Genomic DNA, 14,768 nt, shown 5'->3' with positions numbered 1-14,768 from the left:
ATACCCCTTGGCGAGAGCAAACAGCCTGATCAAGACAGTTGCTCCCACAGTGGATCTGCATGCACCAACCTATGGGAGCTGGCCTTGCCAGCGATCGAGCGCGAAGCGGTCGTAATCCAGACAACACTAAATGTGTTTGATCTACCGGCCTCTTCGCCGGCAACGCCGGCTCCCACAGAGGTTGCGCATGCCGGCCCATAGTTGCCAGGGCACAACCACTGTGCCGATTTCGTCATGGGCGTGGCGTAAAGGCATCAAGCCTGCGCACTGGGGGACAGGCCACTCTGTCGTTCACTTCCCTGAACGGACGCGGCCTTCGATGAAACGCATTACCGTGATCGACTCCCATACCGGCGGCGAACCGACCCGCCTGGTCACCGACGGATTCCCCGACCTTGGCAACGCCAGCATGGCCCAGCGCCGCCAGCGCCTTGCCCAGGAACACGACCAATGGCGCACTGCCTGTATGCTGGAGCCGCGCGGCAGCGATGTGCTGGTCGGCGCACTGCTGTGCGAGCCGGTGGACCCGAGCGCCTGCGCCGGGGTGATTTTCTTCAACAACACCGGTTACCTGGGCATGTGCGGCCACGGCACCATCGGCCTGGTGGTGTCGCTGGCGCACCTGGGCCGGATCGGGCCGGGTGTGCACCGCATCGAAACCCCGGTCGGCACCGTGCAGGCGACCCTGCACGAGGACCACTCGGTCAGCGTGCGCAACGTGCCGGCCTACCGTTACCGCAAGGACCTGGCGCTGGAGGTGCCGGGCCTCGGCCGGGTGGTTGGCGATGTGGCCTGGGGCGGCAACTGGTTCTTCCTGATCGCCGACCACGGCCAGCAGGTCACCGGTGACAACATCGAGGCGCTGACCGCCTACACCTACGCCGTGCAGCAGGCACTGGACGATCAGGGCATCCGCGGCGAGGACGGTGGCCTGATCGACCATATCGAACTGTTCGCCGACGACCCCGACGCCGACAGCCGCAACTTCGTGCTCTGCCCCGGCAAGGCCTACGACCGCTCGCCCTGCGGCACCGGCACCAGCGCCAAGCTCGCCTGCCTGGCCGCCGACGGCAAGCTGCAGCCAGGTCAGAGCTGGCGCCAGGCCAGCGTGATCGGCAGCACCTTCGAGGGCTCGTTCGAGGTCGACGGCGAGCGCATCATCCCGACCATTCGCGGCCGCGCGCACATCAGCGCCGAAGCCACGCTCATCCTCCAGGAAGACGACCCGTTCGCCTGGGGCATTCGCCCGTGAGCGGCGCTGCCGTGGCCGATGTGATCGTGATCGGCGCCGGGATCATCGGCGCGGCCTGCGCGCAGTCGCTGGCCGCCCGGGGCTTGCGCGTGCTGGTGCTGGACGCCGGGCTGCATGGCGCCACGGCAGCCGGCATGGGCCACCTGCTGGTGCTCGACGACAACCCTGCGGAGCTGGCGCTGAGCCAATATTCGCTGCAACGCTGGCGCGAACTGGCCCCACGGCTACCCGCGGACTGCGCCTACCGCAGCAACGGCACCCTGTGGCTGGCGGCCAACGCCGAAGAGATGGCCGTGGCCGAGCACAAGTTCAACGTCCTGCAAGCACAGGGGGTGACCTGCGAGCTGGTCGCCGGGCACGCCCTGCGCCAGCGCGAACCAGCGTTGCGCGAGGGGCTCGAAGGGGGGCTGCTGATCAACGGCGACGGCATCCTCTACGCACCGGCCACCGCTCGCTGGATGCTGCAATCGCCACGTATCGAACAGCGCCGGGCGCGGGTCACTGCGCTGCAAGGCAAGCGCGTGCGCCTGGATAGCGGCCAGTGGCTGAGCGCCGAAGCCGTGGTGCTGGCCAACGGCATCCAGGCCGTTGAACTGTGTCCGGAGCTGCCGATCGAACCGAAAAAAGGCCACCTGCTGATCACCGACCGCTACCCCGGCACTGTCACCCACACCCTGGTGGAGCTGGGTTACGTGACCAGCGCCCACACTGCCAGCGGCCCGTCCACCGCGTGCAATATCCAGCCGCGCCCGACCGGCCAGCTGTTCATCGGCGCTTCGCGCCAGTTCGGCACCACTGACCCGGCCGTGGAAGGCTGGATGCTCGCGCGTATGCTCAAGCGCGCGACTGAGTACATGCCAGGCCTGGCACACTTGAACGGCATCCGCGCCTGGACCGGCTTTCGCGCCGCCAGCCCCGACGGCCTGCCGCTGGTGGGCCGCCATCCGCACCAGGACGGCCTGTGGCTGGCGGTCGGCCATGAAGGGCTGGGGGTCACCACCGCCCCGGCGACCGCCGACCTGCTGAGCGCGCAACTGTTCGCCGAAACGCCGCCGCTGGCGGCCAGCCCCTACCTGCCAGATCGTTTCCTGGGAGCACTCGCCCATGCCTGACCTGACCCTCGATGGCCGCCCGCTGCACGTGGCCGACGGCACCAGCGTTGCCGCCGCCCTGGCCCTGGGCGGCGATGGCTGCTCGCGCATCTCGGTCAGCGGCCAGCGCCGCGCACCGCTGTGCGGCATGGGCATTTGCCAGGAATGCCGGGTGCGCATCGACGGCCGCCAGCGCCTGGCCTGCCAGACCCTGTGCCGCGACGGCATGCAGGTGGAGACACGCGCATGAACGAATACACCAACCTGCTGATCATTGGCGCCGGCCCCGCCGGGCTGGCCGCGGCACTGGCCGCCGCGCCCCGCGCCGCGCGCATCGTGCTGCTCGACGACAACCCGCTGCCGGGCGGGCAGATCTGGCGCGACGGGCCGCAGGCCAAGCTGCCTGCCCAGGCCCGACAACTGCGCGAACAGGTACTCGCCTGTGCCAATGTGCAGTACTACAGCGGCACACGGGTGATCGCCCAACCCGGCCCGGACACCCTGCTGGTGGAAGACGCCGAGCGCGGCTGGCAGATCCGCTACGACCGGTTGATCCTCTGCACCGGCGCCCGCGAGCTGCTACTGCCCTTCCCCGGCTGGACGCTCCCTGGCGTGACCGGTGCCGGTGGCTTGCAGGCACTGATCAAGGGCGGGATGCCGGTGCACAACCAGCGTATCGTCATCGCCGGCAGCGGCCCCTTGCTGCTGGCCAGCGCCGCCACCGCCAAGGCTAACGGCGCCCGGGTGCTGCGCATCGCCGAACAGGCCTCGCGTGCTGCCGTCGCCGGCTTCGCCGCGCAACTGCCGCGCTGGCCGCACAAGCTGCTGCAATCGCTCAGCCTGTTCGACCGCCAGTACCGCACCGCCAGCCATGTACTGGCCGCACTGGGCACCGACCGGCTCGAAGGCGTGCGCCTGAAGCACAATGGCAAGGTGGTGGAAATGGCGTGCGACCGACTGGCCTGCGGCTTCGGCCTGATCCCCAACATCCAGCTCGCCCAGGCATTGGGCTGCACCGTGGAGCAGCAGGCGATTGCCGTGGACGCCTGGCAGGCAACCTCGCAGCCCGGTGTCTACGCGGCAGGCGAATGCACCGGTTTCGGCGGCAGCGAGCGCGCTCTGGTTGAAGGTGCGATTGCCGGTTGTGCCGCCACCGGCAATCGTCAGGCGGCGCAGCGGCTGTGGCGCCGCCGCGCGCGCTGGCACGCTTTTGCCAACGCGCTGAACAACACCTTCGCCCTGGACCCTGCGCTCAAATCGCTGGCCACTGCCGACACCCTGGTGTGCCGCTGCGAAGACGTGCCCTATGCCGCCCTCGTCGGCCATAGCGACTGGCGCCAGGCCAAGCTTGCCAGCCGGTGCGGCATGGGCGCCTGCCAGGGCCGGGTGTGCGGCGCGGCCACCGCGCACCTGTTCGGCTGGCAACCTTCGGCGCCACGCCCGCCGTTCAGCCCGGCGCGCATCGACACCCTGCTGAGCCTGGACGAAACCGGCGACGCTTGAGATAAACGCCGGGGGCGCTCTATGATCCCGACGGTCGCCCCCGGAACGTCAGCGCCATGCACGCCACGCTCAACCACTTCGCGCCCTGCGACCTGCCGACCCTGCTCAGCAGCCTGCAGCCCATCGCGCCGCTGCTCGACACGCTCAACGATGTGGTGTTCTTCATCAAGGACCGCGAGGCGCGCTACGCCTTCGTCAACCAGACCCTGGCCCGGCGCTGCGGGCGCAAGCACCGCGAAGAGTTGCTCGGGCTCACCGCCGAGCACGTATTCCCCGCTCGCTTCGGCCCGCTCTACACCGAGCAGGACCGCCGCGTGCTCAGCAGTGGCCGGGAACTGACCGACCAGCTCGAACTGCACCTTTACTTCGGCAACCAGCCCATCTGGTGCCTGACCCACAAACGGGCGCTCAAGGATGCCGAGGGCAACATTGTCGGGCTCGCCGGTATTTCCCGCGACCTGCAATTGCCCCAGTCGAACCACCCGGCGTTCCACAAGCTTGCCGCCGTCGACGCGCATATCCGCGCCCACTTCACCCGCCCGATCAGCCTCGCCGAACTGACCGCGATCGCCGGGCTGTCGGTGGCGCAACTGGAGCGCCACTGCAAACGCATCTTCCAGCTCACGCCGCGGCAGATGATCCACAAGGCACGGCTGGAAGAAGCCTCGCGCCTGCTGCAAGACCTCGACCTGCCCATCACCGACATCGCCCTGCGCTGCGGTTACACCGACCACAGTGCCTTCAGCCGCCAGTTTCGCGCCCTCACCGGGCTTTCACCCAGCCAGTACCGCGACAGCCAGCGCTGAGTGTTCCTTTATCGGGCGCTGCGCGCAGGCAGTGCTCCGATATGTAACACCTGCGCGGTGCCCATCTTGCAGCGGTGAAACCGCCTACAACAGCCCTCCTTTGCTTCAGACGCCCTAGCCCATGGGTCGAGGGATTATTCCTACAGCAAGAACAAAACAGGCACGGCCATTGCACTAAAAAATATCGTATACGAAATCTCCAATACGATATCTAACAGCACTTCTCCGACCACGAGGCACCTATGAAAAACCGCACATTTGCCGTAGCCCTCAGCGCTGTTCTCAGTACCGCCTGCATTGCCAATGCCCAGGCCGACAAACTCGACGACATCATCGGCTCCGGCAAGCTGCGCTGCGCCGTGACCCTGGACTTCCCACCGATGGGCTTTCGCGATGAAGCCAACAAACCCGCCGGGTTCGACGTCGACTACTGCAGCGACCTGGCGAAGGTGCTGGGAGTCGAGCCCGAAGTGGTCGAAACGCCCTTCCCCGACCGCATCCCGGCGCTGGTCTCCGGCCGCGCCGACGTGATCGTGGCGTCCACCTCCGACACCCTGGAGCGGGCCAAGACCGTCGGCCTGACCGTGCCCTACTTCGCGTTCCAGATGGTGGTGCTGACCCGCGACAACACCGGCATCAACAGCTTCGATGACCTCAAGGGCAAGGCGCTGGGCAACACCAGCGGCACCTACGAAGCCATTGCCCTGGAAAAAGATGTGAAGAGCTGGGGCAGCGGCACCTTCCGCGCCTACCAGTCGCAGAACGACACCCTGCTGGCCGTCGCCCAGGGGCACATCGACGCCACCGTGGTCACCAACACCGTCGCCGCGGCCACCCTCAAGTCCGGCAAGTACAAGAACCTCAAGGTCGCCGGTAACGCGCCCTACGTGATCGATTACGTGTCGCTGGGCGCCAAGCGCAACGAGTACGGCCTGCTGCGCTACCTGGACCTGTTCGTCAACCAGCAGGTGCGTACCGGGCGCTACAAGGAGCTGTTCACCAAGTGGGTAGGCACTGAAATCGCCCCGACCGACCTGACCGTGCCACAGGTCTACTACTGAGGTGGGCAGCATGACCAGCACCCCCATCCCCCTGACCGGGCGCAGCCTGGTCGCGGGCGCGGCCCAGGGCCCCTTGCTGTTCGCCGATACCGGGCTGAGCTTCTGGGGCGGGGTCGACGCCTCAAGTGGCGAAGTCATCGACCGTCATCATCCACTGAGCGGCCAGCGCATCGCCGGGCGCGTGCTGGCGATTCCCAGCGGGCGCGGCTCGTGCACCGGCAGCAGCGTGATGATGGAACTGATCAGCAACGGCCACGCACCGGCGGCACTGGTGCTGGCCGAAGCCGACGAGATCCTGACCCTCGGCGTGCTGGTCGCGCAGACGCTGTTCCAGCGCTCCCTGCCGGTGCTGTGCATCGGCAAGGAGGCCTTCGCCGGCTTGCGCGGTGCCGGCTGGGCGCGGGTCGAAGGCGAGCGCCTGAGCCTGTATGCCCAGGCGCCAGGCGATCACTGGCAGGCCCCGTCACCGGCCCAGGGCGACCAGCCTTTCAGCACCCGCCTGAGCCTGGAGCCACAGGACCAGACGCTGCTCGACGGCAGCCACGGCAAGGCGGCGCAGATGGCGATGCAGATCGTCCTGCGCATGGCCGAACTGCAAGGCGCCGAGCAGTTGCTGGACGTCACCCGGGCACACATCGACGGCTGCATCTACACCGGCCCCGCCAGCCTCGGCTTTGCCGAGCAACTGCTGCGCTGGGGCGCGAAGGTGCGGGTGCCGACCACGCTCAACGCCATCTCGGTCGACCAGCGCCGCTGGCGCGAGCTGGGTATCGACCCGGCGCTGGGCGAGCCGGCCAGCGCCCTGGGCGATGCCTACATGGCCATGGGTGCGCAGATGAGCTTCACCTGCGCGCCCTACCTGCTGGACAACGCGCCGAGCCAGGGCGAACAGATCGTCTGGGCCGAATCCAACGCCGTGGTCTACGCCAACAGCGTGCTGGGTGCGCGCACCCTCAAGTACCCCGACTACCTCGATATCTGCATCGCCCTGACCGGACGCGCGCCGCGCATCGGCTGCCACCTGGACAGCCAGCGCAAGGCCCAGCTGATTGTCGAAGTGCCGGCGCTGGCGGCGCTGGACGACAGCTTCTACCCCCTGCTCGGCTATCACATCGGCGCCCTGGCCGGCTCGCGCATTCCCCTGGTGTACGGGCTGGAACAGGCGCAGCCGAGCCTGGACGACCTCAAGGCCTTTGGCGCCGCCTTTGCCACCACCTCGGCCGCGCCGCTGTTTCATATCGCCGGGGTCACCCCCGAAGCGCTGGACCCGGCGCAGGTACTCGAGCCTGGCGCCAGCCTGGCCACCGAGCGTATTGAACTGAAGGGCCTGCTGCACAGCTGGCGCGCGCTCAACAGCGCCCGTGAGCCGCAGGTGGATGTGGTTTCCCTGGGCAACCCGCATTTTTCCTTGAGCGAATTCACGGCGCTCGCGCACCTGTGCCAGGGCCGGCACAAACACCCGGAGGTGGTCGTGGCCATTACCTGCGGCCGCGCGGTGCTCGAACAGGCCCGCGCCGCCGGGCTGATCGCCGGGCTCGAACGCTTCGGCGTGACCCTGGTCACCGACACCTGCTGGTGCATGCTCGGTGAGCCGGTGATCCCGCCAGCGGCGCGCACGCTGATGACCAACTCTGGCAAGTACGCCCACTACGGGCCGGGCCTGGCCGGTCGCCCGGTGCATTTCGCCAGCCTCGCCGAATGCGTCGAGTCGGCCTGCAGCGGCCAGGCCAGCGGCCGCTTGCCGGCCTGGCTGCAACCGGCTGCCTGCAAGGAGGGCCCCGCACATGTTTGACTACACCTTCCAGTGGCGCTCGGCACTGCGCGCCCTGCCAGACATGCTGGCCGGCGCCTGGGTGACCTTCGAGACCGCGGCGCTGTCGATGATCTTCGGGGTGCTGATCGCCCTGGCCCTGACCGTGATGCGCGAAGGCAAGCAGCCGCTGCTGCGCGGCTTTGCCAATGGCTGGGTGTCGATCGCGCGCAACACGCCGTCGCTGTTCCAGATCTACATCCTGTACTTCGGCCTGGGCTCCCTGGGCCTGCATGTCAGTTCCTGGATCGCCCTGCTGGCAGGGATCACCTTCAACAACGCGGGGTACCTGGCGGAGAACTTTCGCGGCGGCCTCAAGGCCGTACCGACCACGCAAATGCGCGCGGCGCGCTCGCTGGGCATGAGCGCCTTCCAGACCTACCGGATGATCGTCATCCCGCAACTGCTGCGGGTGGTGTTCTACCCCTTGACCAACCAGATGGTCTGGGCGGTGTTGATGACGTCGCTGGGGGTGATCGTCGGCCTGAACAACGACCTGACCGGGGTGACCCAGGACTACAACGTCAAGACCTTCCGCACCTTCGAATACTTCGCCCTGGCGGCGGCGCTGTACTACGTGATTGCCAAGGCGATCGTCGCGCTGGCCCGGCTGATGGCCTGGCGGCTGTTCCGTTACTGAGGAGCTCGGCATGTTTTCCACCGGTTTTACCTGGAACGACTTCGTGTTCCTGCTCGACGGGGCGCGCATCACCTTGCAACTGACCTTCTGGGCGATCCTGCTGGGTACCTTCGCCGGGCTGCTGTTCGGCCTGGCCCGGGCCCTGTGGCCACGGCTCAGCCTGCCGCTGGCGTGGGTGCTGGATGTGTTTCGCAGCGTGCCGCTGCTGATCCAGTTCGTACTGTTCAACTCGTTCAAGAGCATCGTCGGCCTCGACATCAGCGCCTTCAGCGTCGGCTGCATCGTGCTCGGCGTCTACACCGCCGCGTACTTCACCGAGATCGTCCGCGGTGGCGTCCTGGCGGTGTCGCTGAGCGTGCGCCGGGCCAGCCGTTCGCTGGGCATGAGTTACCTGCAGGACCTGCGCTGGATCGTCCTGCCGATGGCCACCCGGGTGGCGTTTCCCGGCTGGCTGAACCTGGTCCTGGGGGTGATGAAAGACACGGCGCTGGTGATGTGGATCGGCATCGTCGAACTGCTGCGCGCCTCGCAGACCATCGTTACGCGGATTCAGGAACCCCTGCTGGTGCTGTGCATCGCGGGCCTCATCTACTACGTCATGAGCCTGGTGGTTGCCCGCCTGGGCGCCCGTCTGGAAAGAAGGTGGCAGGAAAATGATTGAGATCGAGAACGTACACAAATCCTTCGGCGACCTCGAAGTGGTCAAGGGCGTGAGCCTGACCGTGGACAAGGGCGAGGTGGTGTCGATCATCGGCGGTTCGGGCTCGGGCAAGTCGACCTTGCTGATGTGCATCAACGGCCTGGAGCCGATCCAGAAAGGCAACATCCGCGTCGACGGCGTCGAGGTCCACCACCGGGCCACGGACCTCAACCGCCTGCGCCAGAAGATCGGCATCGTGTTCCAGCAGTGGAACGCCTTCCCGCACCTGACGGTGCTGGAAAACGTCATGCTCGCGCCGCGCAAGGTGCTGGGCAAGAACAAACAGGATGCCGAGGCGCTGGCCGTCAAGCAACTGACCCACGTGGGCCTGGGCGACAAGCTCAAGACCTTCCCCGGCAAACTGTCCGGCGGGCAGCAACAGCGCATGGCGATTGCCCGGGCGCTGGCGATGTCGCCGGACTACATGCTGTTCGACGAGGCCACCTCGGCGCTCGACCCGCAGCTGGTGGGCGAGGTGCTCGACACCATGCGCATGCTGGCCGAAGACGGCATGACCATGGTCCTGGTGACCCACGAGATACGTTTTGCCCGGGATGTGTCGGACCGGGTGGCGTTCTTTCGCAACGGCCTGGTGCACGAAATCGGCTCGCCGGACCAGGTGATCGGCAACCCGTTGCAGCCGGAGACGGCGGCGTTCTTGAAGTCGGTGAAATAGAAGCATCGCGGGGCAAGCCCGCTCCTACAGGGATCTCTGTGGGAGCTGGCTTGCCAGCGATGAGGCCTGCCCTAACAACACAAGGAGTCCTGTGAATGCGCTCATCGAAAATCATCCACATCGTCAACTGCCACGCCGAAGGCGAAGTCGGTGACGTCATTGTCGGCGGCGTCGCCCCGCCCCCCGGCGCCACCGTCTGGGAGCAGTCGCGCTGGATCGCCAGCGACCAGACCCTGCGCAACTTCGTCCTCAACGAGCCGCGCGGCGGCGTGTTCCGCCACGTCAACCTGCTGGTGCCGCCCAAGGACCCGCGCGCGCAAATGGCCTGGATCATCATGGAGCCGGCCGACACCCCGCCGATGTCCGGCTCCAACTCGCTGTGCGTGTCCACCGTGCTGCTCGACAGCGGCATCCTGCCGATGACCGAGCCCGAAACACACCTGGTGCTCGAGGCCCCCGGCGGCCTGATCGAGGCCGTCGCCCAATGCCGCGACGGCAAGGTGCAGCGGGTGGAGGTAAAAAACGTACCGTCCTTCGCCGACCGCCTCGACGCCTGGATCGAGGTCGAAGGCCACGGCTCCCTGCAGGTCGACACTGCCTACGGCGGCGACAGCTTCGTCATTGCCGATGCCCGGCAGCTGGGCTTTGCGATACGCCCCGACGAAGCCAAGGACATCGTCGAGATCGGCCTGAAGATCACCCACGCCGCCAACGAACAACTGGGTTTCAGCCACCCGCTGAACCCGGACTGGGCGCACATTTCCTTCTGCCAGATCGCCGCGCCCGTCGAGTACCAGGACGGCGTCGCCAGTGGCGCCAACGCCGTGGTCATCCGCCCCGGCAAGATCGACCGCTCGCCCTGCGGCACCGGTTGCTCGGCGCGCATGGCGGTGCTGCAGGCCAAAGGCCTGATGAAGGTCGGCGAGCGTTTCATCGGCCGCTCGATCATCGGCTCGCAGTTCGACTGCCGCATCGAATCACTGACCGAGATCGCCGGGCGCCCGGCCATCTACCCGTGCATTTCCGGCCGTGCCTGGATCACCGGCACCCATCAACTGCTGCTCGATCCAAGCGATCCCTGGCCGCAAGGCTACCGGTTGTCGGACACCTGGCCCGGCGCTTGAAGCCTAACCCGTTGATTTCGAAACACCCTTGAAAACCGATCAGCCACAGCCGTGAAAAAACGCTGGTCCATATTAACCACTTGAAATATCGTATACGAAATACAATAAACAACCGGAGAACACCATGAGCAAGTACGTAAACTGGAGCGGCGTCTTCCCTGCTGTCACCACTCAATTCAACGACGATTTCTCGATCAACCTGGAAAAGACCCACGAGGTGATTTCCAACGTGATCCGCGACGGCGTCTCGGGCCTGGTGGTCTGCGGTTCGGTGGGTGAGAACACCTCGCTGAGCGCCGAAGAGAAGATCGCCGTCACCGAGGTCGCCGTCGATGCCTCCCGCGGCCGGGTTCCGGTGATCTGCGGCGTGGCCGAGTTCACCAGCGTGCAGGCCGCCAAGGTGGCCAACGCGGTGCGCCAGGTTGGCGTCGACGGGGTGATGCTGATGCCGGCGCTGGTCTATGGCTCCAAGCCGTTCGAGACCGCCGAGCACTACCGTTACGTGGCCAAGCACACCGACGTGCCGCTGATGGTCTACAACAACCCGCCGATCTACAAAAACGACGTCACCCCGGACATCCTGATTTCCCTGGCCGACTGCGACAACGTGGTGTGCTTCAAGGACTCCTCCGGCGACACCCGCCGCTTCATCGACGTGCGCAATGAAGTGGGCGATCGCTTCGTGCTGTTCGCGGGCCTGGACGACGTGGTCCTGGAAAGCATCGCGGTCGGCGCCCAGGGCTGGGTCTCGGGCATGTCCAACGTGTTCCCCAAAGAGGGCGAGACGATCTTCCGTCTGGCCAAGGCCGGGCGCTTCGCCGAGGCCATGCCGATCTACGAATGGCTGATGCCGATCCTGCACCTGGACGCCCGCGCCGACCTGGTGCAGTGCATCAAGTTGTGCGAAGCCATCGCCGGTCGCGGCAGCGCGCTGACCCGTCCGCCACGCCTGGCCTTGCCGGAAGCGGATCGCGTCTACGTCGAGCAGATCATGGCCAAGGCCCTGGCCAACCGTCCGCAGCTGCCGGACGTCGGCCTCTGAGTGATTGCCGGGCCGGCTCCGTCCTGGAGACCGGCCTGCCTGTTTTGCGCCCATACAGGAAACGTCAGCATGTCCAGTCACCCTTCCAGCGCAACCAGCCCTTCGGGATTGAAACGTGTCGTGGCCGCGGCCATGGCCGGCACCGTCGCCGAATGGTATGAATTCTTCCTCTACGGCACCGCCTCGGCCCTGGTCTTCGGCCAGCTGTTCTTCCGCCAGACCGACAGCCCCGTCGACGGCATCATCGCCGCCTTCGCCCTCTATGCCGTGGGCTTTCTCGCCCGCCCGCTGGGCGGCCTGGTGTTTGGTCACTACGGTGACAAGTTCGGCCGCAAGCGCCTGCTGCAACTGAGCCTGGTGGTGGTCGGCATCACCACCTTCCTCATGGGCTGCCTGCCGGGCTTCGACAGCATCGGGTATGCCGCGCCGGTGTTGCTGGTGCTGCTGCGGCTGATCCAGGGTTTCGCCTTCGGCGGCGAATGGGGTGGCGCCATCCTGCTGGTGTCCGAGCACTGCCCGGACAACCGCCGCGGCTTCTGGGCCAGCTGGCCGCAGGCCGGGGTGCCGGCCGGCAACCTGGTGGCAACCGTCGCCTTGCTGCTGTTGTCGAGCAACCTGTCGGAAGAGCAGTTCCTGGCCTGGGGCTGGCGTGTCGCCTTCTGGTTCTCGGCGGTGGTGGTGCTGATCGGCTACTGGATCCGCACCAGTGTCGACGACGCGCCGATTTTCAAAGAGGCCCAGGCCCGCCAGGCACAGAAAGCCGAGCAGCAACTGGGCGTGGTCGAAGTGTTGCGCCATCACTGGCGCGCGGTGCTGGTGGGGATCGGCGCGCGCTTTGCCGAGAACATTCTCTATTACACCGTGGTGACCTTCTCCATCACCTACCTCAAGCTGGTGGTGCACAAGGACACCTCGCAGATCCTCCTGCTGATGTTCGGCGCGCACCTGCTGCACTTCTTCATGATCCCGCTGATGGGTTACCTGTCCGACCTGGTCGGGCGCAAGCCGGTGTACCTGACCGGCGCGGTGCTCACGGCGTTCTGGGGCTTCGTCGGTTTCCCGCTGATGGACACCGGCAACAACTGGCTGATCATGGCCGCGATCACCCTGGGCCTGGCCATCGAGTCGATGACCTATGCGCCCTACTCCGCGCTGATGGCCGAGCTGTTCCCCACCCATGTGCGCTACACCGCGCTGTCGCTGTGCTACCAGGTGGCACCGATTTTCGCCGGTTCCCTGGCGCCGCTGATCGCCATCAGCCTGCTCAATGAGTTCCACAGCTCGACGCCGATCGCCTGGTACCTGGTCGGCGCCGCGCTGATCTCGATCGTCGCCGTCGGCCTGACCCGCGAGACCCGCGGCAAGTCGCTGCACCAGGTAGACGCCGAGGCCGCCGCGCGCATCGCTGCCGGGCAAGCCGCGCCTGTTCGCCAAGGCCGTTCGCTGGCCTGACCCCCCCATTTTTTCAGGAGTGTTCCATGCCGGATATCATCGGCCACAACTACATCGGCGGCGCGCGCAGCGCCGCTGGCACCCTCACCCTGCAGAGCCACGACGCGGTCAGCGGCGAGGCCTTGCCCTATCAATTCCACCAGGCCACAGCCGACGAAGTGAATGCCGCCGCCAACGCGGCTGCCCACGCTTACCCGGTGCTGCGCAGCCTGTCGCCAGAGCGGCGAGCGCAGTTTCTTGAGGCCATCGCCGCGCAACTGGAGGCCCTGGGGGATGATTTCATTGAGCTGGTGAGCCGCGAAACGGCGCTGCCCGCTGCCCGGATCCGCGGCGAGCGCGGGCGCACTTGCGGGCAGATGCGCCTGTTCGCCCAGGTGCTGCGCCGGGGCGATTTTCTCGCTGCGCGGATCGACCGCGCGCAGCCGGATCGCCAACCGCTGCCACGCGCCGACCTGCGCCAATATCGCCTGGGCGTCGGCCCGGTCGCCGTGTTCGGCGCCAGCAACTTTCCGCTGGCCTTTTCCACCGCCGGCGGCGACACCGCCGCCGCGCTGGCCGCCGGTTGCCCGGTGGTGTTCAAGGCCCATAGCGGCCACATGGCCACCGCCGAGCGGGTCGCCGACGCGATCATCCGCGCAGCCGATCTCACCGATATGCCCAAAGGCGTGTTCAACATGATCTACGGCGCCGGCGTCGGCGAAGCGCTGGTCAAGCATCCGGCCATCCAGGCCGTGGGCTTTACCGGCTCGCTCAAGGGCGGCCGTGCGCTATGCGACATGGCGGCCGCGCGGGCGCAACCGATCCCGGTATTCGCCGAAATGAGCAGCATCAACCCGGTGCTGGTACTGCCCCAGGCACTGGCCCAACGTAGCGCGCAGATTGCCCGCGAGCTGGCCGCCTCGGTGGTGCTCGGCTGCGGGCAGTTCTGTACCAATCCGGGGCTGGTCATCGGCCTGCGCTCGCAGGCGTTCAGTGCATTTACCGAACAACTGACCGCGCAACTGGCCGAGCAACCGGCACAAACCATGCTCAATGCCGGCACCCTCGCCAGTTACCGCAAGGGCGTCGAGACGCTGCTCGCACATCCGGGTATCCGCCACCTGACGGGGCACCCGCAACAGGGCAACCAGGCGCAGCCGCAGCTGTTCAAGGCGGATGCGCGCCTGCTGATCGAGGGCGATGCGCTGTTGCAGGAAGAGGTTTTCGGGCCGGCCACCATTTTGGTCGAGGTGGCCGACAACGAGCAATTGCAGCAGGCCTTGCACGGCCTGCACGGTCAGCTCACCGCCACCCTGATCGCCGAAGCTGCGGACCTGCACGCCCACGCCGGGCTGGTGCCGCTGCTGGAGCAAAAAGTCGGTCGCGTGCTGTTCAACGGCTACCCGACCGGCGTCGAAGTCTGTGATGCGATGGTGCATGGCGGGCCGTACCCGGCCACCTCGGATGCCCGCGGCACCTCGGTCGGCAGCCTGGCCATCGAACGTTTCCTGCGCCCGGTGTGTTACCAGAACTGCCCGGATGCGCTGCTGCCGCCGGCCCTGCAGAATGCCAACCCGCTGGGCATCGCTCGCCTGGTCGATGGCCAGAGCAGTCGCGCCGCTTTGTAGGAGC

At 66.8% G+C, this 14,768-nt stretch carries 14 protein-coding genes; all 14 read left to right on the top strand.

The genetic code is table 11. The features are described from left to right. Positions 1 to 319: 319 nt before the first annotated feature. The gene (locus ABM562_RS26200) at positions 320 to 1,252 is read left to right on the top strand and encodes a 4-hydroxyproline epimerase (RefSeq protein ID WP_460423852.1); all 933 of its coding nucleotides are present in this window, start codon (positions 320 to 322) and stop codon (positions 1,250 to 1,252) included. Beyond that, positions 1,249 to 2,364, top strand: coding sequence for an NAD(P)/FAD-dependent oxidoreductase (locus ABM562_RS26195; RefSeq protein ID WP_460423850.1), 1,116 nt, complete (start codon positions 1,249 to 1,251; stop codon positions 2,362 to 2,364). The genes ABM562_RS26200 and ABM562_RS26195 overlap by 4 nt, the downstream gene beginning before the upstream one ends. Continuing rightward, positions 2,357 to 2,593, top strand: a complete 237-nt coding sequence (locus ABM562_RS26190; protein ID WP_134062789.1) for a (2Fe-2S)-binding protein — start codon at positions 2,357 to 2,359, stop codon at positions 2,591 to 2,593. Before ABM562_RS26195 ends, ABM562_RS26190 begins: the two co-directional genes overlap by 8 nt. Further along, a complete protein-coding gene (locus ABM562_RS26185; RefSeq protein WP_460423848.1) occupies positions 2,590 to 3,846 on the top strand; it encodes an FAD-dependent oxidoreductase in 1,257 nt (418 codons plus the stop codon). The genes ABM562_RS26190 and ABM562_RS26185 overlap by 4 nt, the downstream gene beginning before the upstream one ends. 56 nt (positions 3,847 to 3,902) lie before the next feature. Continuing rightward, positions 3,903 to 4,652, top strand: coding sequence for an AraC family transcriptional regulator (locus ABM562_RS26180; RefSeq protein WP_115086968.1), 750 nt, complete (start codon positions 3,903 to 3,905; stop codon positions 4,650 to 4,652). A 242-nt stretch (positions 4,653 to 4,894) separates the two neighbouring features. Next, a complete protein-coding gene (locus ABM562_RS26175) occupies positions 4,895 to 5,713 on the top strand; it encodes an ABC transporter substrate-binding protein (RefSeq protein ID WP_010223880.1) in 819 nt (272 codons plus the stop codon). A gap of 10 nt (positions 5,714 to 5,723) precedes the next feature. Then, complete coding sequence (gene lhpI, locus ABM562_RS26170; protein WP_460423846.1) at positions 5,724 to 7,505, top strand: cis-3-hydroxy-L-proline dehydratase; 1,782 nt, start codon at positions 5,724 to 5,726, stop codon at positions 7,503 to 7,505. Next, the gene (locus ABM562_RS26165; protein WP_115086970.1) at positions 7,498 to 8,163 is read left to right on the top strand and encodes an amino acid ABC transporter permease; all 666 of its coding nucleotides are present in this window, start codon (positions 7,498 to 7,500) and stop codon (positions 8,161 to 8,163) included. Before lhpI ends, ABM562_RS26165 begins: the two co-directional genes overlap by 8 nt. 10 nt (positions 8,164 to 8,173) lie before the next feature. Next, positions 8,174 to 8,824, top strand: a complete 651-nt coding sequence (locus tag ABM562_RS26160; protein WP_045196748.1) for an amino acid ABC transporter permease — start codon at positions 8,174 to 8,176, stop codon at positions 8,822 to 8,824. Continuing rightward, a complete protein-coding gene (locus tag ABM562_RS26155) occupies positions 8,817 to 9,539 on the top strand; it encodes an amino acid ABC transporter ATP-binding protein (RefSeq protein ID WP_258577947.1) in 723 nt (240 codons plus the stop codon). Before ABM562_RS26160 ends, ABM562_RS26155 begins: the two co-directional genes overlap by 8 nt. Before the next feature lie 95 nt (positions 9,540 to 9,634). After that, positions 9,635 to 10,663: a trans-3-hydroxy-L-proline dehydratase gene (locus ABM562_RS26150; protein WP_460423844.1), complete on the top strand. Its 1,029-nt coding sequence runs from the start codon at positions 9,635 to 9,637 to the stop codon at positions 10,661 to 10,663. Positions 10,664 to 10,787: 124 nt separating this feature from the next. After that, positions 10,788 to 11,705, top strand: a complete 918-nt coding sequence (locus tag ABM562_RS26145; RefSeq protein ID WP_010223887.1) for a dihydrodipicolinate synthase family protein — start codon at positions 10,788 to 10,790, stop codon at positions 11,703 to 11,705. A gap of 69 nt (positions 11,706 to 11,774) precedes the next feature. Further along, positions 11,775 to 13,157 carry a fosfomycin efflux MFS transporter AbaF gene (gene abaF, locus ABM562_RS26140; RefSeq protein ID WP_258577948.1) on the top strand — a complete coding sequence of 461 codons (1,383 nt, stop codon included), beginning with the start codon at positions 11,775 to 11,777 and terminating at the stop codon, positions 13,155 to 13,157. A 26-nt stretch (positions 13,158 to 13,183) separates the two neighbouring features. Continuing rightward, positions 13,184 to 14,764: an aldehyde dehydrogenase (NADP(+)) gene (locus ABM562_RS26135; RefSeq protein ID WP_115086973.1), complete on the top strand. Its 1,581-nt coding sequence runs from the start codon at positions 13,184 to 13,186 to the stop codon at positions 14,762 to 14,764. Positions 14,765 to 14,768: the final 4 nt, after the last annotated feature.

It is taken from the genome of Pseudomonas sp. ZL2, assembly GCF_054788455.1.
This window is presented reverse-complemented; position numbering and strand designations above follow the sequence as displayed.